Here is a 23,253-nt window from a genome sequence, read left to right as displayed (position 1 = left end):
TAATGGCGTTTATTTCATTGTTAATAAGCTTTCTTTCAGTTGGTTGTGGTTTTGTGTTTCCCTTGTGTATAGTACAGGTTTTGGCTTGTTTCTTTCTTGTAACGCCAAATATTTTGTGAATCTGCCAGTGGTTTTCATATTTGCGGCAACAATCAGAGATTCATAATAATCTATTAAAAATGAAAAACGTTTTAACGGTATTGCTTGCTTCCAGTATTTCGATCAGCGCCGCTTATGCGACCAAGATCAAGGGAAAAGTACTGGACGCACAAACAGGGGAAGCCATTGTCGGTGCTACCGTCTTGCTCGAACAAAGTGGCTTGTCGACAAAGACACAATTGGATGGTTCATTCGAATTCAAGGGACTGGCTGCAGGTACAGCTAAAATTCATATTCGCCATGTGGCCTATGGCGAATTGATCAGCGAAATTGAAATTGAAAAAGAAAATACGCCTCATTTTACTTTTCAGCTTACTTCGAGTGAACAGACCCTAATGGAGGTGACTGTCAAAGGCAGACGTAATGGCGGTGATGATGATCCAAGTGCCCGGCGATTAGAAAAGAATGCCTCACAAATTATGAATGTGGTATCGGCAAGGTCGATTGAGGTCTCTCCAGATATTACAGTAGCAAATGTTGTGCAACGTGTGTCGGGTGTTTCAATAGAACGTAATTCAAATGGCGAAGGACAGTACGCTATTTTAAGGGGAATGGACAAACGTTATAATACGACATTGGTTAATGGAGTGAAAGTTCCCAGCCCAGACAATAAATACCGCTATGTGCCCTTGGATCTATTTCCTTCGGATATGTTGGAACGATTGGAAATATACAAATCCTTGACGCCAAATATGGAGGCTGATGCCATTGGTGGTATTGTGAATATGGTAATGAAATCCGCGCCACGTAAATTATTATTTCAGGCAAACTTCGCTTCGGGATATAGTCAACGGTATTTTAATCGGGATTTTGGTAGTTTCTCTTCGGCGGGGACTCCGTCAAAATCTCCTTATGAACTGTATGGAAAAAATTATAACGCGACTTCTGCTGATTTTGATAAAGGGACATTGGATTATACATCTAAAAAGCCAACACCAGATTTTATTGGCAATATTACGATCGGCAATCGGTATTTAGATGATAAGTTGGGTTTTGTCGTAGGAGCGAGCTATCAAAATCTGCATCGGGGCAGCCATTCTATTTTTTACAAATCTGCTGTCGTAGATATCAATCCCAATGCCGTCATTACTGAACAGAGTGATCGGCAATATGACGAACAACAACAACGCTTGGGATTACATAATAAAATTGATTATCGATTCAACCCAAACCATCGGTTGAGTTTTTATCAAATGTATGTGAATTTAAATAACCTCCAATTGCGTGATGCAGTCAATACCATTTACAATGGACAATACGATCCCAGCATTGGTAAGTCAGAGCTGACTTATGTGACCCGTAGCAGAAAAACACAACAACAGATCTACAATGGCAATCTTCAGGGCGATCATCAATTTTTGGATAAGCGGTTGAATTTTCGTTGGTCGGGTGTGTTTTCCTCCGCCCTTAATGAATTGCCACAAAATACAACGATTAGCTTAGATGGAGTAGAAGAAAATTTTATACGCAGACGCACTTCTCTGGTAAACAAATCACCTGTGACCTATCGTTGGGAACGTAATACTGATGAAGATCGGGCAGGTTATTGGGATCTTGCTTACAAAGTTCCGATGTCAGAAAACAAACTGGAGATTTCCACAGGTGGTTTATATCGAGATAAGCAACGGAGCAGTTTCTACAACAATTATAATCTTTCGCCTATTTCTGATGAGGCGAAGTATAAATATGGAGTTGATTTTCAGAAATATACGGATCTAAAGTTGACCGTCAGTAATGCAACAGGTGCAGTGGCCAATGCATTGACGTACAATGCTGATGAAAAAACGACGGCAGTGTATGGTATGTTCAATTATGAGAACGATAAATTTCAAATGATCGGTGGTATACGTATGGAGCATACGAATCAGGGATATACATTACTGTTTCCTGCTGGCGAGAAAAGGCCGGAAGGATCCCAGATATATACCGAATGGTTGCCGAGTTTAACAATTAAATACCATTTGGACAAAAAGCAACAACTTCATGCAGCTTATTATCGAGCTTTAAATCGTCCCGGTTTTTATGAACTTGTTCCATCGAGTGTCGTAAATGAGGAGTTTATGGAGAAAGGGAATCCCGATTTAAAGCATGCATTGGCGGATAATTTTGACCTACGCTACGAATTATTCCCCGAAGCTTCTTCACAATTTCTGGTGGGTATGTTTTATAAAAAGATAAAAAATCCGATTGAATACACGTTTCAACCTGATGAGGTCCGCAGACAGGATGTATATTACATGCCCGGTAATTTTGGTACAGCTAAAAACTTCGGTTTAGAGGTTGATTACATCAAGTATATTCAAAAATTTGGTGTTAAAGCAAATTATACTTACACACATTCGCGCATCACCACAACGAAGATGTCCCGTAAGACCAACGAAGTTACCCAGGATCCTGATCCGATCTTCTTAGATCAAACCCGTCCTCTTTATGGGCAGGCAGCCCATATAGCCAATTTATCCCTACTGTATAAAGACACTAATAAGGGATGGGAAGGACAGCTTGCAGGATCTTATACGGGATCTCGCATCAACACAGTTTCCCAGTTTTTGAATAATGATTTATGGCAAAAGGGATTTATCCAGCTTGATGCTTCTGTGGAAAAGAAATTCAACGGGGGATGGGCAATCTTCGCCAAAGCGAATAATATCTTAAATACACCAATGGAACTCTATGTGAAGGGGACGAATCCTGAAAATGATAAGATTATGGAGAAATTGGCGCAAGGCGGCAATACACTTATTCGTAAGGACGTATATGGTCAGAATTATGTGCTGGGTCTACGCTATAGTCTGAATAAATAAGTTAGTGAGCATAAATTAAACAAATCGAGCGCATGCTCATCATAAAATATACTGATGAAAAATAACATTATTTTATTGTTGATATCACTTTCTGTTGCATTGTTTGGCAGCTGTGAAAAGGCGAATATTGATGTGGATACTTCTGATGCCAATGGTACTGCCATCGGTGAAGTTTCCGGCGTTTGGAGTAAGGGGAGTATCCAGCATATTAAAGGCGATATTATTATTCCCGAAGGAAAATCACTGACTATTGAAGAGGGAGTGACTGTACTAATGGACTCTGTTGGTAAAGCTGAAATTGTGGTATTGGGCAATCTCTACTCTTTAGGTACAGCTGAAAATCCCGTGAAATTTACCGTAGAAGATAAATACAAATCCAATACCAATGAATTTGGAAAACTTTGGGGCGGTATTTTAGCGGCACCTAGTTGTCAGGAGTTAGTTTTGGACCATACCATTATCGAATATGGGGGAGCGGTAACTTCAGATGCATCAATGTCTGTAAAAATGGGATTGTATAAAAAGGCGGCGGGTGAAGCACTACCAGCATTATGGTTTTCCAATATCGATGGGAAGTTGATCGTTCAAAATAGTACAATCAGCCATTTTCATGAAGATTGTACCTATATCGAAGGCGGCAGGATTATCTTTGCCAATAATCGTTTCTTCTCGAATGGTGTGACAGGAGGGGAAGCCATGAACTTTAAATCAGGTTGCCTCGCTGATGTCGCCTACAATCTGGTCTACAGTGTTAATACCAATGCCTTAAAGCTGTCCAATTCAGGAGACCGGATACCACAGGCCCATATCATCGTTTATAACAATACCATGCTGAATACGGGCTGGCGCCGGCCGACTGCAAAAGGTGGTTCGGTTTGGTTAGAGGCCTCTGTGAAAGCGGAAGTTTACAATAATCTGTTCGCCAATACGCGATTTGGCGTAAAACGCGATCCCAAAAAGCCAGAAGATAAGCGCTCGTTGTCAAGCAACAATTGGTATTATGGCTATGACCAATTGACAGTGGATCAATTTCAGGTAGGAAAGAATGATATCGTTGAAGGTACTAATGATATCAGGGGCAAATTGGCAGGAGAGAACAACCCCAAATTTGTGAACTATCCATTAGAAACTCCCGGTGATAACTATGCGTTTAATGCAGTTTGGGATTTCCACCTACAAGGGAATTCTCCCGCTTTGAAAGCTGGTACGTTAGCATTCAAACCACATTTTATAGACGGATTGACACTATCCAATGGATTATCCTACAGTTCTCCGAAACCCGCCATGTATGTCGGTGCTTTTGGTGCCAAATTTTAACAAACCCAACATGAAAAAAACTTTAAAAACAATACTATTTTTTGGCTTGACAGCATCGACATTACTGCAAGTCTCGTGTAATAACCCAAAAACAAATACGCTTTCAACGGACTCTGTTAAACCTGTTTTTGTCACCGAATCGGTGCGTTATGATTCCGATGATCCGGCGATTTGGATCAATAAAACTGAGCCAGGAAAGAGTCTAGTTATTGCAACAGATAAAGATGCGGATGGTGCTTTATTTGTATACGATTTGCAAGGTAAAATCATCAAAGACAAGGTGGTTCCAAACTTAAAGCGGCCCAATAATGTGGATGTCGCTTACGGTTTAATCCTTGGCGGAAAGCCAGTCGATATTGCGGTGACAACAGAGCGGATGACGCATAAGTTGCGCGTATTCTCGCTGCCAGATATGAAACCCATCGATCAGGGGGGACTGGATATGTTTGAAGGGGAGAGCCAACCCGAATTCAGAGATCTGATGGGAATAGCACTTTATACCTCACCGAAAGGGGAAATTTATGCCATTGTAGGACGTAAAAATGGACCCAAAGAGGGTTACTTGGGCCAATATCTTTTGACGGATAACGGTACCGGTGCTGTGAATGCTACTTTGGTCCGTAAGTTTGGGTCATTTAGTGGAAAGAAAGAAATTGAAGCTATCGCGGTAGACAATGAACTTGGTTATATCTACTATTCGGATGAACAGGTGGGCGTGAAGCAGTATTATGCGGATCCCAAAAAGGGAAATCAGCAGTTGGCCTTGTTTGCAACAGCAGGTTTCAAAGAAGATCATGAGGGGATTTCTATTTACAAACTGACGGATAGTACCGGTTATATTTTGGTGTCCGATCAGGGAGCTAACCGCTTTCAGATTTTTAGCCGAGAAGGTACAAAGACAAATCCATTTGAACATGTCCATTTGAGAACTGTACCAGTAATGGCCACGCAAAGTGATGGCTCAGATGTCGTGTCTTCGTACCTAAATGATACATTTAAGCACGGTTTATTTGTTGCCATGAGTGATGACAAGACTTTTCATTATTACCGTTGGGAAGATATTGCGGGGCAGCAATTGAAAAAGAAATAGTGTAGGGAAGACTGGCAATAGCTGAAGCAACAGCTGTATTACAATCTTACAGCTGTTGCCTTTGTTAGGAAAATGCCTACGGCTGTTATTTTTTGATGATTCCGGATTTCCGCTGCAAGTACAGCAAAAGTGAAGCCTTATCCATCTTGTTTAAAATGTCTTATAGCTAGTTGTACTAGCTGATTCTCGGGAATAAACCGGGATCTTAAACCAAAATGTCGAACCTTCGCCTAGCGTGCTGTCCACACCAATTTTTCCCTGATGTTTTTGGATAATTTCTCGACAGATAAATAGTCCGATTCCGAATCCAGATGCATAATTATCCGTTGAGTCGTTGACACGAAAGAATTTATTAAAAATCTGCTTTTGGTGCTTATCACTGATCCCTTTTCCCTGGTCGCTGACTTTTACAATGAAATTGTCATTATCCACTAAGACGTTCATGATAATGGTTGAATTGTTTGGAGCGTATTTAATTGCGTTGTCGATAAAATTAATGATAACCTGTTCGATCTTATCGCGATCAGCGATAATTTCCTGTTTGGACTGTGTCGCTCCAGTATAATGGATAAAATGCTTGACAGGTTTTAAGGAATAGATGTTCCGGATATAATCGATTAGCGCATGGATGCGAAATGTATTTTTGTGCAGCACTAATTTCCCCTCATTGAGCTGAGATACATTCAGGAATCCTTCGATCAACGCACGCATACGTGTAGCCTGCTCATTCGACTGATGGAGATATTGTAGCCGTTTTTCCGAACTGAGTGACTGCTCTCTTGCAAGTAAAAGTTGTATATAGGCAATCAGCGAAGTCAACGGGGTCTTCAATTCATGACTTGCGATACTGATAAAGTCCAGTTTTTTTCTTTCCTGTTCTTTCTCGTTGGTAGTATCAAATATTGCTCCGTATATAATCTGTCGATTTGAGTCGATCGATAGTTGTCCACCCCCAACAGACCGAAGCCATTTTGTTTTGCCTGTTTTTTTATCTTCGATTTCACATTGACAATCAAATGGGGATTGTTTGGTTACGACCTCCTTAAAGATATGCCGGACCTTGTCCCGGTACTGGGGCAGGATCTGCGTGAAGAAATCAATTTCCTGTATCTCTCGATCCTGATCAAATCCAAAAAGCTCGCGGCATTGGTCATTAAGTTCCATTTTCCTGGATTCAAGATCAAGGGAGAAGATTCCTATTCCTGCAGCCTCCACAATCATTCTAAATTCTTGATCTTTCTTTGCAATTAGATTATTGATCGCCTCCATTTTTTCCCGTTCTAGACGCTGTTGGGTAATGTCCAGGGATGTTCCGGCAAACCATTCGGGTTGCTGGTCTTGGTCAAAATACATTCTCCCTTTACAATGTAACCAGCGTAATTTTTGATCTTCGGCGCCAATGGTACGAAACTGGACATCATAAATACCTTTATTCTGATAGCTCAATGATTTTTTGACTTCTTGATCTATCCTGTTCCGGTCTTCAGGATGTATATAACGTAAAACCTCGTTATAAGGAACAGTCTCCCCTTTAGAAAATCCAAAAAGTTCACGTGTACGCTCATCCCAGTGAACAATGTAACTCTTGCAGTCTAGATTCCATGTACCCATTTCGGCAGATTGCAATGCGAAATGATAATGCTCTTCACTTTCGATGATTTTTTTTAGTGCAGCTTTTAGCTTTTGGTTTAGATTTTTAGTTTCCTTTTCTGGTAAGGGGTATTTATTTAAGCTGGTGACCGCATGAATATTTCCTGCCAGACTGTATTTTGGAATCAATAAATCTTCAAGTAGCTTTTGTTCAATAGTATTCTTTTCATCTGGCAGTGCTGTGACCGGAAAATCATGGGGAATCATGGTAATTTCGTGATATATGCCATAGGTTTCTCCTACCGTATTGACAAGTGGCTGGTATTTTATGTTGCAGGTATACATCCCGGACTGTCCTTGCGGATCACGCTTAATGGCTACATTTTCCTCGAGCAGACTTTTCTGTTTATACCATACCTCTTTTAATTTAGACATATTAACACCGAGACCGTCCTGTAGAACATAATCTTCCAGGCGTTGTCCAAAGACGGTTTTGTCACAATTCCACAGTTTGAGCATTTTTGCACTGGCATAGGATATATGAAATTCTGGGCTGTCGTAAATGGCACAGGCTCCCGATGCGGCGCTGAGTATGGTTAAAATATCTTTGTCGGAACGGATCATAAAGTTTCAAAAAAATAAAATGCTGTTTAGTTTAAAACAAATATTGTTCCCTTTCTAATTCCTTTGGATACTTTCCATAGCATTTAGCACCATTGACTGCCTAATTCCGCGATAAGTTCCAAAGGAATGTCTTTATAAAATCATTTAAATGAATAGATTTTTGTACCTTTATTCAGCTTGTGCCGGCTTTGGACAGCTGATGGAGTGAAGTGGGAGGTACAATTGGTTGCTGGATATTTTCGATATAAAAATGCAACTGTACTCCATAGGGATATACTATTCAGCTAAAAGAAGAAATATAATTTTTATTAAATACAGCAAATGATGAGTAAGGTTAAGATACTATTGGTTGAAGATCATATGGTTGTACGTAATGGTATTAAATTGTTATTGGAATCTCAGGCGGATTTTGTTGTCATTGGAGAGGCTTCTGATGGCAATGAAGCGTTACAGCTACTGAGCAATGGACTGTCGCCCGATATTATCTTAACGGATATCAGTATGGATCATATGGACGGCATGGAATTGCTGCGGGTAATCAAAGTAAAGTATCCGTCGATTAAGGTTGTCATCCTTTCGATGTTGAATCAGATTCATTATGTAGTAGAGGGGTTTGAGCAAGGTCTTTCAGGCTATCTGCTTAAAAATGTGGGTTATAACGAACTTCTTTTTGGTCTTAACCATGTAGCTAATGGTGGTAGATATATGAGCGAGGAAATCAGTATGGCGCTGCTTGATCATGTGGTTTCTGGTCAAAATTACACAGATTTATCAAATCATCAACAACCGGCCTTTGACATCAGTGAACGCGAAATGGAGGTGTTGAAATTGATTGCGGACGGTTTTACGAATGTGGAAATTGCCGACAAAATCTTTTTGAGCAAACGCACAATAGAGGGACATCGACAAAGTTTGATCGAAAAAATGAATGTAAAAAATACGGCTGAACTTGTTAAGGTTGCCTTCCAGTCCGGTATTTTAAAATAAGTTGTTTCATGTAATCTTTACTGCTTTTTTTGCTGTATCAGCATTTGTTGTTCTTTTTCCTGTTGTTGATGATAAGTAAGGTAGATCCGATCAGGATGAAAGGGATACTAAGCAGTTGTCCCATATTAATCAACATTGAATTTTCAAAATCTTCCTGATTGAGTTTTAGAAATTCATCCAAAAATCGAAAAGAAAACAATAGGATCAATAATAAGGCAAAGCAGCTACCTGTGCTGCTTTTAACGATTGGTTTTGTCCAGAGATAATGTAGTAAAAAAAATAGCATGATGCAAAATAATGCTTCATACAATTGTGCCGGGTGCCGCGGAATCTGATCAATAGTTGTGAAGATAAAAGCCCAGGGTAGGTTTGTCTTGGTGCCGATCATTTCCGAGTTCATCAGGTTACCTATGCGGATACAAGCTCCGGCGATAGGCACCACCAGCGCAATTCGATCTGCAACCCAAAGGAAGGGAAGCTTCTGTTTTTTTGTAAATAAAAATATGCCGAGTAAAATACCAATTCCACCGCCATGGCTGGCCAGACCGCCCTCCCATATAGCGAATATCTTTGGGGGATTGCTGAGATAATAAGATGGATCATAAAATAGGACATGTCCTAAACGCGCACCTATAATTGTACCCAGGACAATATAGATGCTTAATTGATCCAAAAATTCGATGGGCCGGCCTTCTTTTTTAAATATTGTCCATAGCATCTTGTAACATAGGACAATTCCCAGTAGCCAAAATATGCCGTACCAACGGATAGGATGATTGATGATCGGTACAGTAAAGATGTCACTATTGACGTCCCAGTTGATGAAATTCAATGTTAAGCTGCTGGTCATTATGCGCTAAAATATGTAATGTGTCCGATAAGTATAGGTGAACGTCCATTTGTTACATTAAATCATCAAAATAAATTCAGTAGCTTCACCTTTAACTCAGAAATTAGCGCATTCCGCACGAATATTAATCCTATCGATATCATTGTTAAGTAGCCAAAATTATCTTCTTTAGATCCGGTAAATTTGTTTGTCAATAAAACAGTATGGCAAAATTATTTTATACACAACCTAATTTAAAAGATGATGAACCAGCTGTTGGAGGATGATTTGAAAGTAGTATGTTCCTATAAATATTTCCATGAATCATCATACTTAAATATCAGGAAAGTTAAATATTTTTGAATTTAGGGCTATTGTTTTGTTGGGAATATTCCGATATTCGGTTACTTATTGATATAGCCCTCATGAACAGGATTATTTTGCGTGTTAAAGCTTCGGTTTTAGGATGCTACTATCATTATTTAAACCCGCTGGAGCTGTATAAATGTTTTTAGAAGAGAACAAATGTAAATTGATAAATCATGTTGATGAGCATATATAAAACTGGAGTATTTCGCTGTCTTATAGTAATTTTACTGCTCTTCCAGCTATTTTCCTGCCATCAAAATGAGAGTCAAGATTCGAATAAAAATACCATAGTAACGAATGATTCACTTGAGCTGAGTTATGAAAATGTGCTATTGACCTATCTTTCGACACAGGATTTCAGGAGTGCAGCTCTTGTGAAAAAGAAAAGAAATGAATTATTGAAAGATGGCTATTTTGAACATTCTCCTTACAGTTCAATTCTGTTGGCCTATGAATATCTGTTGGATGACAATATAGATTCCATCGAAATCACCTTAAGAAATCTGGAAGGGCAAAAATTATCTCCAGATGTGACCGTTTTAAAAGATTACCTGGGGATCCGGGCCAATTTCAGCTTTAATGAAGTAACCAGCGGGACGATGGTGGCACAGATTATTGATGCAAAAGAGTATGCCCTAGAACAGAAAAGTGTATTCACCTTTCTATTCTATAATCTATTGGCCAATGCGGAATACCGACAGGCAAACTACAGAGAGGCGCTGAAAGATGTTGAGTCCTGGTACCATTATCATCCCAATAAATCCAATGCACATGTTTCTCAAGCTTATCAGGAAATGAAATTTATGCAATATATGGCCCTGCATGATTTTGAGAAATTAAAAGGTACCTTGGATAGTTGTAGACATTATGCGAATGAAACGAAAGACTCATCCATTATCATGCGTATGTATGACTTACAATCGCAGTATTATTTTAGTATCAATAATAACTCAAAAGCGGTAGAAGCCTCCAAAAAGTATTTCAATTATTTACGGGCGACGAATACCTTGAATGCTTATGTATATGCGAATTTAGGCAAGAATTTTTTGAACAATAATCAGGTAGATTCGGCTATATTTTATTTTAATGCCGGTCTACGGTTTATCAAAAAGAATAAGATCAAGCATAATAAAATGTTTTATTATAAAAATCTGCAGCTAGCTTATGCATTAAAAGGAGATTATGAACGGGCATATTTTGCATTGGATTCAACCTTTCAAGATTATAAACGGAGTACCCAGCGGATCGAAGCCGAGAAAATCAACGATATCAATACAAAATACCAAACGGAGAAAAAGGATCAGGCGATTATGCTATTAAGAACGACAAATGCATTCAATCATAAGATATTGGTGCAACAACGCTGGATATTTGTAATCCTGTTGGCCCTGGTATTCAGTATCGCATTTTTTATCTATTTCAGAAACAAACAGAAATTACTTCAAAACATCAATCAACGTATTCTCGCAGAGAATAAACAGCTTATTTTAGAACAAAAAACAAGACAAAATCAACTGAATCCGCATTTTATATATAATGCAATTGCCAATTTACAGGGATTGATCAGCAGTGAACAAAAAGCGAAGGCCAATCAATACCTGCTTTTATTGTCACGTCAGATCCGTGATATTCTTGAACTGAATAGGGAAGAATATATTTCATTGGATCAGGAAATTAAATCGTTAAATAATTACATACTTTTACAGCAGATGCGTTATCAGGACGTTTTTGATTTTCAGATTGAGACGGATGATCTGGACCTGGATGATGTCATGATTCCACCGATGATCATACAGCCATTTGTGGAAAACGCCATTGAACATGCATTTAAGAATTTACCTTATAGGGGGCAACTTGAGATTTCTTTCCGACAAGATCAAAATCAATTGCATGTTAGCATCTGTGATAATGGTTGGGGGATGCAGGTGCACAAAGAACAGGTTCCGCATAAAACCTCCTTATCGCAACTCATTACAAAGGAACGTTTGGAGCTTTTGTTTGCGGATGCTGAACCAGCAGCCCGGATTGAAATAAAACCAAATTACAACGATGATCAGCGTGGTTATAAAGTCGAAATTTATATTCCACTAGTTTTATATTTTAACTAAAAAATCAATATTATGAAAGTTTATATTCTTGAAGATGAGTATAATATATACTTGTATATAAAGTCACTCCTGGATAGTATTCCCTATGTTCAAATCGTGGGCTATAGTCCTTCCATTGCTCAGGCCGAGCGGGAGCTTCTGGCATCGAATCCCGATCTGATTCTGGCTGACATTCAACTGAAAGATGGTTCGAGCTTATCCTTTCTCTCTGAACTTAAATTGGATATCAATACGATTTTTATTACAGCATTCAATCAATATGCCATTGAAGCCCTTAATATTGGGGCCATTGCTTATTTGCTTAAACCTTTAGTTCCAGAGCAATTTATAGAAGCGATCGAAAAATGTTATAAAAAGAATACAGAATATCGGTTCAATAGCATGCAGCTAAATATGGCGGAGAACTATCTGAAGGCTCCGAATAAACCTAAAAAAATAGCTCTGCGTACCTTTGAATATACACAGATTGTGAATATTGATGATGTGCTTTATTGTCATGGGGATAAGGGATATACGACATTTTATATCAAGGATAACAAGCCAATGATGGTTTCTAAAGTATTGAAACACTTCGAAACCATGCTGCCCGAGACAGAGTTTATCCGCTGTCACCAATCTTATCTGATCAATGCAAACTATATTAAAAAATATTTTAAGGATGGTCAATTGGAGATGTCAGATGGCAAAATGATTCCTGTAGCAACGAGAAAGAAGGATGTTATTCAGCAATTTTTGAATGATTTCTAATGAAAATGTATAATTCTTCGGAATAAAGAAGCATACTATCCTTATTTATAAATCCCATAAAACTAAAAAATATAGCACTTCTATTTTTATACTAAATATTTTAGTATTAAATTTGCTTAAACTTAAGACGGAGGTGGCTATGTTATTAACAGAAAAAAAAGCTTTAATCAACCAATTGAAAAAAGACCTGTTGGTATGGCAGGGAGTACCGCAAAAGTCGGCTGAGGTACTTCCGATGGGCCTTGGCCCATTGGAAGAGGCTTTCCCTAATGGTATTTTTCCAAGGGGGGTAATTCACGAATTTGTTAGTTTTGATCGGGTAGGAGGAGCTGTGTCCTGTGGTTTTATTAGTGGTTTGTTGGGCAAGATGATGCGGAATGGTGGGATTTGTATCTGGATAAGTTGCTTTCATACCCTATTTCCCTCTGCCCTAAAATCGTTTGGTGTTGTTCCTGAACATGTCATTTTTGTCCGTATGGGTCGGGAAAAGGACGTTTTATGGGCGATGGAAGAGGCTCTGAAATGTGAAGGGATAACAGCTGTACTGGCGGAGATACATCAGTTCGATTTTGTACAGTCGCGGCGTTTACAGTTGGCCGTGGAGAAAAGTGGAGTGACAGGTTTTATTCTGCAACATAATCCAAAGCTATTAGGCGCCACCGCCTGTGCTGCACGATGGCAGATCAGTTCACGGCCAAGTCTATTGGACGATGGGTTGCCAGGAATTGGCTATCCAAGTTGGGATATAACCTTGTTGAAAGTCCGGAACGGAAATCCGGGGCGATGGCAAATGACATGGACTACCGACGGCTTTGAGCCTGTTGCTAAAACAAGACAAGAGGCTGCAGGCTGGGCAGAATTTTATCCTAACCAGGGATTGGCATGAAAAAGCGATTTGCATCCCTGTGGTTCCGCCATCTAAAAACAGATTGGATGGCTGTTGGGCATCCCCAGCTCAGGGGAATACCTTTTGTATTGGCGATTCCTAACCATGGAAAGTTGACCGTCAATGCCAGTAATCATTTGGCTGAACAGGAAGGAATATATCCCGGTTTGGCCATTGCGGATGCAAAAGCATTTTTACCCTCCTTAAAAGTGATCCATGAACGTCCCGGATTAACGGAAAAATTGCTCCACAATATTGCTCATTGGTGTATCCGGTATACACCTGTTGTCGCAATAGACCCACCAGAAGGAATTATTTTGGATATCAGTGGTTGTGCCCACCTTTGGGGTGGAGAAGAATCTTATGTCCGGCATATCGTCTCCAGGTTTAAGCAGCATGGATACGATGTGCAGATGAGTATTGCAGATACGATTGGGGCAGCTTGGGCAATCGCTCGTTTTGGTAAGGAAAACAATATTGTAAAGCCGAATATGCAGTTTGATGCCTTATTGACTTTACCTGCCCGGGCACTTCGCCTGGAAACTTCTGTGCTGGAACGGTTGCAAAGCCTTGGTTTAAAAATAATTGGAAATTTTGCGACCATGCCACGCACTGCGCTTCGCAGACGTTTTGGAAATCATTTGCTTCTCCGCTTAGATCAGGCTATCGGAGAAGAAGATGAATTTATTGTTTCCATAAAGCCACTCATTCCCTATGAAGAACGTTTGCCCTGTCTGGAACCGATACGCACAGCCGAAGGTATTGAGCTTGCCCTGCAGCAGCTTTTAGAAGCAATCTGTAAACGCTTGATCGGTGAAGGTAAAGGTGTACGGGAGGCTGTATTACAATGTCATCGGGTGGACGGGAAAATAGAGCAGATCAGCATCGGAACCAATCGGGCGACAGCAAACCTACAGCATTTATTTCAGTTATTTGCCCTAAAAATCGCACAGATAGAACCTGCATTGGGGATTGAACTGTTTATCTTGGAAATCCCTAAAGTAGAGGAGGCAGATCCTGTTCAGGAGAATTTATGGGGCAATCGCATGGGGTTAGATAATCCCAAGGTCACCGAATTATTGGATCGTCTGAAAAGCAGGGATCCTGCCTGCGATATTTCCCGTTATCTTCCCGCAGCACATTATTGGCCTGAGCGGTCCATGAAAACTGCTGATTCAGTCCAGGAAATAGCCACTGTTGACTGGCAAATTGAAAGACCCCGGCCCACACGTTTGTTGCGCATACCTGAACCTATTCTGGTTACAGCGCCTATTCCCGATTATCCACCACTGTTATTTCGTTACAAAGGGGAAGTTTATACCATTAAAAAGGCGGATGGGCCGGAGCGTATCGAACGGGAGTGGTGGATAGATAATGGTGAACATCGTGATTATTATGCTGTTGAGGATGAAAAAGGCCAACGATTTTGGCTTTACCGTTCAGGTCATTACGACGACAGCTTGTCCAATCAATGGTTTTTACATGGTTTTTTTGCATAATAATGGGGTATTGTGAATTACAGGTAACGAGCAATTTTAGTTTTTTGGAAGGGGCTTCCCATCCAGAAGAACTGATGGAACGTGCAGCACAACTGGGATACCGCAAAATCGCGGTTACTGACCGGAATAGTTTTGCGGGTATTGTGCGCGCGCATACTACCGCGAAGAAGTTCGGAATTACACTTATTCCAGCTTGTCGCCTAGACTTACAGGATGGCCCAAGTTTATTGGCTTATCCAACCGATAAAGAAGCTTATGGACGCCTGTCATCCTTATTGACGGTCGGTAATCTGCGCGCTGAGAAAGGAAAATGCGAGCTCTATCGGTCGGATGTCTTTCAGTATAAGGAAGGAATCAAATTTATCATTTGTCCACCCTCTCGACTGACGGCTAAATTTGAACTGGAAGCAGATTTTCTCGCTTTTGTGGCGGAATATAAACAGCAACTGGGCGCGGCGCTATATTTGGGCATCAAACGATTATATCGCGGCGATGATGCAAAACTTCTGTTCCGTATACAACAATTGGGCGACAACCTTGCTATTCCTCTTGTGGCTTTGGGGGATGTATATTATCATGTACCCGAACGGCGGGAACTACAGGATGTTTTAACCTGCATTCGGGAGAAATGTACCATTCAGCATGCAGGATTTAAATTGTATCCAAATGCCGAACGCTATCTGAAACCCATCGCGGAGATGGAGCGTCTGTTTAGGTCTTATCCTGATGCCATCGCCAGGACAATGGAAATAGCTACAGCATGCAGCTTCTCCCTGGATGATCTAAAATATGTTTATCCAGATGAACTGTCTTCGAATGGACGTACCGCGCAGGAAGAACTGGTCTATTTGACATGGAAAGGGGCGAAAGATAGGTTTGGTGATCAGATCCCGGAGGCTATTCGGGACACCATCCAGATGGAGCTTGATTTTATCGAACGGAAAAACTACGCTTCTTATTTTCTGACCGTTTATGATTATGTACGTTTTGCAAAAGAAAGGGGCATTTTATGTCAAGGACGTGGTTCGGCGGCCAACTCGACGATTTGTTATTGCCTAGGCATTACCTCGGTCAATCCTGCTGAATTCCGATTGCTCTTTGCAAGGTTTATGTCCGATGCGCGGGATGAACCACCCGACATCGATGTCGATTTTGAACACGAACGCCGCGAAGAGGTGATCCAGTACATCTATGAGAAATATGGTCGCAACCGCGCGGCTATTGTAGCGACGGTAACGCAGGTACGTGCCAAAGGTGCTGTACGTGATGTGGGGAAAGCCATGGGACTATCCATGGATACTGTCGGCCGTCTGGCTGGCGTGGTCAGCAGCCATTGGGATGATTATATTGACCTGGAGCGCCTGAGGGAACAGGGTTTTAATCCCGACGATCCGCATTTGCGCAAGGTACTTGAATTGACGCACCAGTATATCGGTTTTCCAAGGCAACTGGGGCAACATACCGGTGGTTTTGTTATTACACAGGGCAATCTGCATGAACTCTGTCCCTTGGTAAATGCCCGCATGGATAACCGAACTAATTTGGAGTGGAACAAAGATGATCTGGAAGCGTTGGGTTTCCTGAAAGTAGATGTACTGGCACTGGGGATGCTGACCTGTATCCGGAAGGCTTTTGATCTTGCCAAAAGACATTATGGGTTGGAGCTGACTTTGGCTGATATTGGCGCTGACCATGACCCAAAGGTATATGATATGATCTGTCATGCCGATACCCTGGGGGTATTTCAGATTGAGAGCCGGGCGCAGATGTCTATGTTGCCACGACTAAGGCCGAGGGAATTTTATGACCTGGTTATTGAGGTAGCCATTGTACGTCCGGGGCCTATACAGGGGGATATGGTGCATCCGTACCTGCGGCGGCGTAATAAGGAAGAGGCTGTGGACTATCCTAAGGAAGAAATTAAGGCGATTTTAAAAAAAACCTTGGGTGTTCCGCTGTTTCAGGAACAGGCCATGGAGATTGCGATCGTTGCGGCCGGATTCACACCTGCCGAGGCAGATGAACTGCGCCGTAGTATGGCGACCTTTAAAGCAAAAGGGCAGGTGTCGGTGTTCAAGCAAAAGATGATCGACGGTATGATGAAGAAAGATTATACAGCCGAGTTTGCTGAACGGGTTTTTCGACAGCTGGAAGGGTTCGGTAGTTATGGTTTTCCGGAAAGTCATGCAGCTTCTTTTGCACTGCTGGTCTATGTCTCTTCCTGGATTAAATGCCATTATCCCGATATTTTTGCAGCGTCTTTGCTCAATAGTCAGCCTATGGGATTCTATCAGCCTGCGCAGATCGTTATTGATGCGGAGCGCCATGGGGTGAAAATTCTCCCCATAGATATCAATCATTCCTTTTGGGATAATACGCTGGAAGGTGAAATGGGGAGCCAGCATGCCCTACGCTTGGGGTTACGTCAGATTAAGGGATTTTCGGAAGAAGAAGCGTTGTTGTTGACCTCGAAGCGACAACATGGATATTCGACTATTACAAGGATGGTGGAAGTTGGTTTGTCGATGTCTGGACTGGAGCGGCTGGCTGAGGCTGATGCTTTCCGTTCATTAGGATTCGATCGGCGGAGGGCACTGTGGGAAATCACTGCCTTAGGAGATCGTTCCATTGGATTATTTGAAGGAAAACCTTCTCCACAAAGCATAGAAGGGCAGATTGAGCTACCTTTGTTGCGTCCCAGCCAACATGTCGTAGCTGATTATGCAAGAACCGGGCTATCCATCAAAGCACATCCTGTCAGTTTTCTGCGCGATAAACTGGATCTGCTTCACGTTGTTCCAACTGAAAAATTAAACCTGATCAAAAATAACATGCCTGTCAAAGTATGTGGATTGATTACAGTACGGCAGCGTCCGGGTACCTCCAAAGGTGTGCTATTTGTGACTATTGAAGATGATACTGGCTTTGCAAATGTGGTTATCTGGAGTAAGATATTCGAAAAATACCGAAAGGAGATCCTTCGGGCTAAATTATTTATGGTAGCCGGAAAAGTACAGGTGGAGGGAGAGGTAATCCATATCATCGCCGAAAGGTGTTTTGATATGTCAGGCTTATTAAAAAATCTGGCAGAAGAGGATGAGCCGGTGAATGATGTTTTTTATAAAGGAAGAAATTTTCATTGATCTTCCATTTATTAATCTCATTTTTAAGTATCGTAAAGAGGTACGATAGCTAGGGTCAATTAAAGGAACATAAAGCTAGATGAACAAAACTATTCTCGTTAACAAAATCGAAATCGATAAAGGTATAATTATAGATTTAATTAAACAGAACAATTACGATGACGCTATTAAACTGATCGCCAATCGCGCAAATGTAAAATTGAAAACGGCCCACGATATTGTTCAAATGTTCGAAGATGGACATATTGATCTTTTTGATGGTAAAGACCTGTTTCTAGTTGATTACGACGAAGTTCCGCTCAGCGATCCCGCTCAGCGTCAAGAGTCTGTCCCTTCCTCTTTTTTGGAAGTAGAAAAAGACAAAAGCAAGGGTGGAAGGAGCAAAAAAGGCTTAATAATAGGTCTATCTGCACTTGTGGTAGGTTTTGTTTTTTTACGCTATATTGTTGGTTTTAATCATATTGAACATCATTTATTGGAAATGGGACAGCTGTTTGGTAAAAATCATGATGGGGCGGCAGCATTAGGCGCTGACACAGCAGCACGAGGAGCTTCTTTAGAACCTGGTGTTAGCCGAGTGGCTGATGCGGAGGATTTTCGGCCTGTAGATACCAATCTTCTTACTCCAGAATTTAAATCAGCAGAAAGGGAGAAGATTAAAAATGCGCAATTTGACAAACTGATACCGGCGAGGAAGTCTCCCACAGATGAAGATGCACAATTGGCTTTAATTTACCTTACAAATAGGCGGTTGACAGATGTGATCATTCAGCAAAAATTAAATATCAAAGTCGGTAAATGTTATGAAAACCCCAATAAACAGGGCAACAACTACTGTGTAAGTTGCATGATATTACTCTATAATCGGCAAAAGAAACATTGGCAGGAAGCTCCTGACGGGGAGAATTTCCTTGACAATGCTTATGACTTTTATCTTCCCGAAGGTGGAGATACATGGGAGGCTAAGTCTTTAAGTATGCACATTCCATATGACTACACACTGTTTAAAAAATACGAACCAAAAGATTAATTCAATATTTCATTGGCATTCTTTATACTCACAGTCATACTGCTTGCTGTTAAGCGTTAATAAAGTTCCCCTTCGGTTTCCGAATTGTCGGTAAGCAGACAATGCAACAGGCCACTAAGATAAGTAACAGCATAGATACCGTAGTTGCATAACCATAAGCAGCAGTGACGTTATTCAGCTGGAAGAAGGTGTTTCCTTTTGCATGTAGGAAAAGTCCAACAACACAAGCAATACCGAGACAGATAGATAGCTGCTGTATCGTGAGATAGATGGCGGATCCAACCCCGATTAGTTCCTTGTTGACATCTTTTAATGCAAGCGTCATCAGAGAGGGGAGCACACTGCCACATCCAAGGCCATAAAAGAAAAAGAGCAGATGAAGCTGATCGCTTATTTCTTCATTTACTGTATTGAAAATAAGTAAATGAAGAAATAAGCCTATAACCATTATTGTCAATCCGGTGATGACAACGGCTTTGCCATGGCGCTGAATCAACCTGCTCACCATCAGACTGGCAACAACGTAGCCTATACCCTGATAAACGAATGCAATACCTGTCATTGTTGCGGTATAACTTTTGTGGTTCTGTAAATAATTGGAATTAATAATAAAATAGGCATCTTGCACCATATAGTAGGCCAGTGCAGCTATTAGCCCGAGGTTGAAGATCTTGCTGCGAAAGAGTGAAAAATTAAAAAGTGCCTGTTGTCCTTTTTGGAAGCGTTGCTGCTGCTTTTTTAGGAACAACAGGGCTAAGATGAGGGCAGTCCCCAACAGCAGGATACACCAGATCGGCCAATGCAGCTCAGGTCCCATGATCAAGGGGTATATCGTACCTATCATGAGTATGAACAAACTTAGCATCGGTACAAATGAGATGGTGGATTTGGGCTTTGCCTGATCGCTGGGGACATAACGATAAGCAGCAATGCAGGCAAGTACACCAATAGGAATATTAATGAGGAAAATAAGGCGCCAGCTTTCCTGTATCCACGATTGATCCGGAAGCAGACCACCGAGCAGCTGGCCGATAACAGAAGCAACACCCGCAATACTGCCATATATCCCCAAGGCCATTGATCGTTTTGCCGCATCTTCAAAAAGTAAGGTAATTAATGCGATACCCTGTGGCACCATCATACCTGAACTTATTCCCTGAAGTAATCTGCCTAATAATAAGAAATAGATATTGGTTGACAGTCCACATAATACCGAAGCAAAAGTAAAACCGGCCATCCCCAGTAGGTATAATTTCTTTTTGCCATAATAATCTCCGGCATTGCCCGCATTGATCAGCAGGCTAGCATAGCCAATAATATATAGAATAATAATCCATTGCGTTGCACTATTGCTCAGATCCAAGGCATGCTGTATGGTCGGCAAAGATACATTGATAATGAATAGATCGATGACAAACAAAAAGATGCCGATGGATAGGATAGAAATATGAAGCAAATCTTTAATTTGGAAGCGCATATAGAAAGTTTTTGATAATTTTATAGTCAAAAGTAGTTTGGAAATTTTTTATGATCAAGTAGTTATAAATGATGTACTTAGTATGGTTTTATGAACTAATGGTCAATATGAGGTGATTATGGACGAAAAAAAAAGTGATTTTTTTGGCAGTTGCTGCGATGTCAATGGTATTTTCAAGATTATAGGCGGAAAATGGAAGGTTTTACTGATCAAAGCCATTGCAAAGGAATGTCCTAAGCGATTTGGGGAATTGCGAAGGGAAATGGATGATATGGCACAGACAACATTAACCGTACAATTGCGTGAACTGGAGCGTGATGGTATTCTGTGCCGACAGATTTATGCAGAATCGCCACCACGTGTTGAATATAAACTGAGTGAAATAGGCAAGACTTTGTTGCCGATTATCGAGCAATTGGATGAATGGTGGTTAAGCTATAAGCAAGAATTAAGAAATCAATAGCAAATCAAATGCTGTTGAAAGATCAAGGTTTTGCTTCTTCTTTTTTTGTGCTTCCCAATAAAACAATTGTCAGAATAATACATGCAGTGCCCATCCAGTCAGTAAAGGCAAATGGGGTGTTAAGCCATAATACCGCCAGTAATGCCGCTGATAAAGGTTCAGCGGAAGCGAGAAGACTGGTTTTTTGACCGCCAATTAATTTGACTGCAGTGAGATACGCGTAAAAAGGGACGAGGGTTCCAAAAATAACGATAAACGATGTATAGGTATAGGTCTGCATATCCCAAACACCGGCAACATCCCAAGGAGCCCTGACAAAACAAAATGCAATTCCGCCAATGAGCATACCCCAGCCAATGACAACTGTTGACTTATACTTATTGAGGAGATGAACAGGTTGTAAGGTATAAAAGGCCAGTGTTACTGCAGACACTAATCCAAAGAATAAGGCGATTCCAGAGATTGAAAGTGTGCCCATTTTGCCATGGGTAACCAGTAAAAATGTACCTAAAACTGCGAGTAAAATGGCCAGACATGTTTTTCCATTGGGAAATTTTCGCTCTTTCAACGCAATATAGATCGCGATCATAACTGGGCCAGTGTATTGCATCACCGTTGCTGTAGCAGCATTGGAATAGTTGATCGCAGCAAAATAGGAATATTGAACAGCAAGGACACCAACAATACTAAACAGGAGCAGTTCAATGGCATCTTTACGGTTGCTCCAAATGGACCACAAGTCCCTGCTGTTATTTGCCCCTGCTAAAATGAGGAGGACAGCACCCGTTACCAACATTCTAATGGTAATCAGCCACTCGACATTTACGCCTCGTTGTTGAAAAAGAAATTGACCAAAAGTACCGGAGACACCCCAAAGTATGGCTGCGCTAACAGCCAATATAAAGCCCTTTAAAACTTTATTGTCCTCTGTATTATTCATGTTAAAATTATTGATCTATGGATGTACTGCTATACAATCACCTCATTGTCGGTTACGCCGGTGGTCAGTATATCTGCAATACTTTTTAATGTTCGTTGAGAAATTTGGGTGAGTGCTTCTGTTGTAAAAAAAGCCTGATGTGCTGTTACTAAAACGTTTGGAAAACTCATTAATAACTGGATGGTGTCATCTTCTATGATTGTTGTGGATAGATCCTTAAAAAACAGTTTCTCTTCCTGTTCATAGACATCAATTCCCAATAATCCGATTTTATGCTCTTTCAATGCATTAATGGCATCATTTGTATGGATAAGATTGCCTCGGCTTGTATTAATAATGGTCACACCAGCCTTCATTTTTGCCAGTGATTCTTTATTGATGAGGTAATGATTATCTGCTGTAAGCGGACAATGTAAGGAGATTATATCTGATTCCTTAAATAATTGATCAAGACTGGTGTATCGAACCCCGGCACTGGCTAGATCCTGGTCAGGATATAAATCGTAGGCGATCACCTCTGCTCCAAATCCTAGGGCAATACGGATAAATGCTTTTCCAATTTTTCCGGTTCCAATAACACCAATCTTTTTTTGATGGATATTGAAGCCTAACAAGCCGTTTAAGGCAAAGTTTTGTTCGCGGACACGATTATAGGCTTTGTGGGTTTTCCTATTGAGTGTCAATAACATGGCCATCGTATGTTCAGCAACAGCTTCCGGGGAATAGGCTGGAACGCGACAGACCTGAATACCAAATTCTTTTGCAGCTTCCAGATCAACGTTATTGAAACCCGCACATCGCAAAGCAATCAGCTTTATACCTTTCTGTGCAAGGACTTCGATTACCTGCCGGTTTAATTTATCATTGACAAAAACGCAGACAACTTTCTCGTTTTCAATTGTATTGACAATATGAGGGCCAAGGTGGGTTTCATAAAAATTGAACTGAAAACCATAATGTTCATTTTCCCGTTCAAAAAAGACTTTATCGTAGGGTTTTGTCGAAAAGAAAGCTATTTTCATAAAATTGTTTTTCCTATGTAAATATACATTATTAATTTTTTATCCGGTTTTAATATTATCGCATCAGTTCCGTTAGATTGATAGCCATAAATGAATAAAGAAACTACCGGTATCTATCCAAGAAATTGAAAATTTAAATATTAGTAAAGCGGATTAACTAATATCTTTA

General features: G+C 40.7%; 16 protein-coding genes. 11 read left to right on the top strand and 5 right to left on the bottom strand.

Going from position 1 to position 23,253, the window contains the following annotated elements; genetic code table 11:
- The first annotated feature begins 179 nt into the window (after window positions 1–179).
- From ABDW32_RS21270 to ABDW32_RS21260, 3 genes are read left to right on the top strand one after another with little or no spacing between them, the layout of a single operon-like run.
- Window positions 180–2,963 (top strand): TonB-dependent receptor, encoded by a 2,784-nt coding sequence (locus ABDW32_RS21270; RefSeq protein ID WP_343565850.1) that lies wholly within the window; start codon window positions 180–182, stop codon window positions 2,961–2,963.
- A 54-nt stretch (window positions 2,964–3,017) separates the two neighbouring features.
- Window positions 3,018–4,280, top strand: a complete 1,263-nt coding sequence (locus ABDW32_RS21265; protein ID WP_343565849.1) for a right-handed parallel beta-helix repeat-containing protein — start codon at window positions 3,018–3,020, stop codon at window positions 4,278–4,280.
- A gap of 10 nt (window positions 4,281–4,290) precedes the next feature.
- Window positions 4,291–5,370 carry a phytase gene (locus tag ABDW32_RS21260; RefSeq protein WP_343565848.1) on the top strand — a complete coding sequence of 360 codons (1,080 nt, stop codon included), beginning with the start codon at window positions 4,291–4,293 and terminating at the stop codon, window positions 5,368–5,370.
- 150 nt (window positions 5,371–5,520) lie between these two features.
- On the opposite strand, the gene ABDW32_RS21255 is transcribed toward ABDW32_RS21260, so the two are convergent.
- Window positions 5,521–7,584 carry an ATP-binding protein gene (locus ABDW32_RS21255; protein WP_343565847.1) on the bottom strand — a complete coding sequence of 688 codons (2,064 nt, stop codon included), beginning with the start codon at window positions 7,582–7,584 and terminating at the stop codon, window positions 5,521–5,523.
- 321 nt (window positions 7,585–7,905) lie between these two features.
- Between ABDW32_RS21255 and ABDW32_RS21250 the strand changes: the two genes are divergently transcribed.
- The gene (locus tag ABDW32_RS21250) at window positions 7,906–8,571 is read left to right on the top strand and encodes a response regulator transcription factor (protein WP_343565846.1); all 666 of its coding nucleotides are present in this window, start codon (window positions 7,906–7,908) and stop codon (window positions 8,569–8,571) included.
- A gap of 37 nt (window positions 8,572–8,608) precedes the next feature.
- On the opposite strand, the gene lgt is transcribed toward ABDW32_RS21250, so the two are convergent.
- Window positions 8,609–9,421 (bottom strand): prolipoprotein diacylglyceryl transferase, encoded by an 813-nt coding sequence (gene lgt, locus ABDW32_RS21245; RefSeq protein ID WP_343565845.1) that lies wholly within the window; start codon window positions 9,419–9,421, stop codon window positions 8,609–8,611.
- 527 nt (window positions 9,422–9,948) lie between these two features.
- Here lgt and ABDW32_RS21240 point away from each other — a divergent pair.
- The 6 genes from ABDW32_RS21240 (at window position 9,949) to ABDW32_RS21215 (ending at window position 19,182) form a co-directional block, all read left to right on the top strand.
- On the top strand, window positions 9,949–11,877 hold the full coding sequence (locus ABDW32_RS21240; RefSeq protein ID WP_343565844.1) for a histidine kinase: 1,929 nt from the start codon (window positions 9,949–9,951) through the stop codon (window positions 11,875–11,877).
- 12 nt (window positions 11,878–11,889) lie between these two features.
- Window positions 11,890–12,624: a LytTR family DNA-binding domain-containing protein gene (locus ABDW32_RS21235; protein ID WP_343565843.1), complete on the top strand. Its 735-nt coding sequence runs from the start codon at window positions 11,890–11,892 to the stop codon at window positions 12,622–12,624.
- A 139-nt stretch (window positions 12,625–12,763) separates the two neighbouring features.
- Window positions 12,764–13,510 carry an Error-prone repair protein ImuA gene (locus ABDW32_RS21230; protein ID WP_343565842.1) on the top strand — a complete coding sequence of 249 codons (747 nt, stop codon included), beginning with the start codon at window positions 12,764–12,766 and terminating at the stop codon, window positions 13,508–13,510.
- Window positions 13,507–15,009, top strand: coding sequence for a DNA polymerase Y family protein (locus tag ABDW32_RS21225; protein WP_343565841.1), 1,503 nt, complete (start codon window positions 13,507–13,509; stop codon window positions 15,007–15,009). The genes ABDW32_RS21230 and ABDW32_RS21225 overlap by 4 nt, the downstream gene beginning before the upstream one ends.
- A 2-nt stretch (window positions 15,010–15,011) precedes the next feature.
- The gene (locus ABDW32_RS21220) at window positions 15,012–18,152 is read left to right on the top strand and encodes an error-prone DNA polymerase (protein ID WP_343565840.1); all 3,141 of its coding nucleotides are present in this window, start codon (window positions 15,012–15,014) and stop codon (window positions 18,150–18,152) included.
- Between the two features lie 79 nt (window positions 18,153–18,231).
- Window positions 18,232–19,182: a hypothetical protein gene (locus ABDW32_RS21215; RefSeq protein ID WP_343565839.1), complete on the top strand. Its 951-nt coding sequence runs from the start codon at window positions 18,232–18,234 to the stop codon at window positions 19,180–19,182.
- 49 nt (window positions 19,183–19,231) lie between these two features.
- Here the strand turns inward: ABDW32_RS21215 and ABDW32_RS21210 are convergent, their stop codons facing one another.
- The gene (locus tag ABDW32_RS21210; protein ID WP_343565838.1) at window positions 19,232–20,659 is read right to left on the bottom strand and encodes an MFS transporter; all 1,428 of its coding nucleotides are present in this window, start codon (window positions 20,657–20,659) and stop codon (window positions 19,232–19,234) included.
- Window positions 20,660–20,777: 118 nt separating this feature from the next.
- On the opposite strand from ABDW32_RS21210, the gene ABDW32_RS21205 reads away from it, so the two are divergent.
- Window positions 20,778–21,122, top strand: coding sequence for a helix-turn-helix domain-containing protein (locus ABDW32_RS21205; protein WP_343565837.1), 345 nt, complete (start codon window positions 20,778–20,780; stop codon window positions 21,120–21,122).
- Window positions 21,123–21,144: 22 nt separating this feature from the next.
- Here ABDW32_RS21205 and ABDW32_RS21200 read toward each other — a convergent pair whose 3' ends face one another.
- Together ABDW32_RS21200 and ABDW32_RS21195 are read right to left on the bottom strand one after the other, a co-directional pair.
- Window positions 21,145–22,062, bottom strand: coding sequence for a DMT family transporter (locus tag ABDW32_RS21200; protein ID WP_343565836.1), 918 nt, complete (start codon window positions 22,060–22,062; stop codon window positions 21,145–21,147).
- A gap of 29 nt (window positions 22,063–22,091) precedes the next feature.
- Window positions 22,092–23,084 (bottom strand): 2-hydroxyacid dehydrogenase, encoded by a 993-nt coding sequence (locus tag ABDW32_RS21195; protein WP_343565835.1) that lies wholly within the window; start codon window positions 23,082–23,084, stop codon window positions 22,092–22,094.
- Window positions 23,085–23,253: the final 169 nt, after the last annotated feature.

Origin of the sequence: Sphingobacterium sp. (genome assembly GCF_039596235.1) — a bacterium.
In the GTDB taxonomy this organism is placed as follows: Bacteria; Bacteroidota; Bacteroidia; order Sphingobacteriales; family Sphingobacteriaceae; genus Sphingobacterium.
The sequence above is the reverse complement of the archived record's forward strand: the minus strand, read 5'-3'. Positions and strand labels throughout refer to the sequence as shown.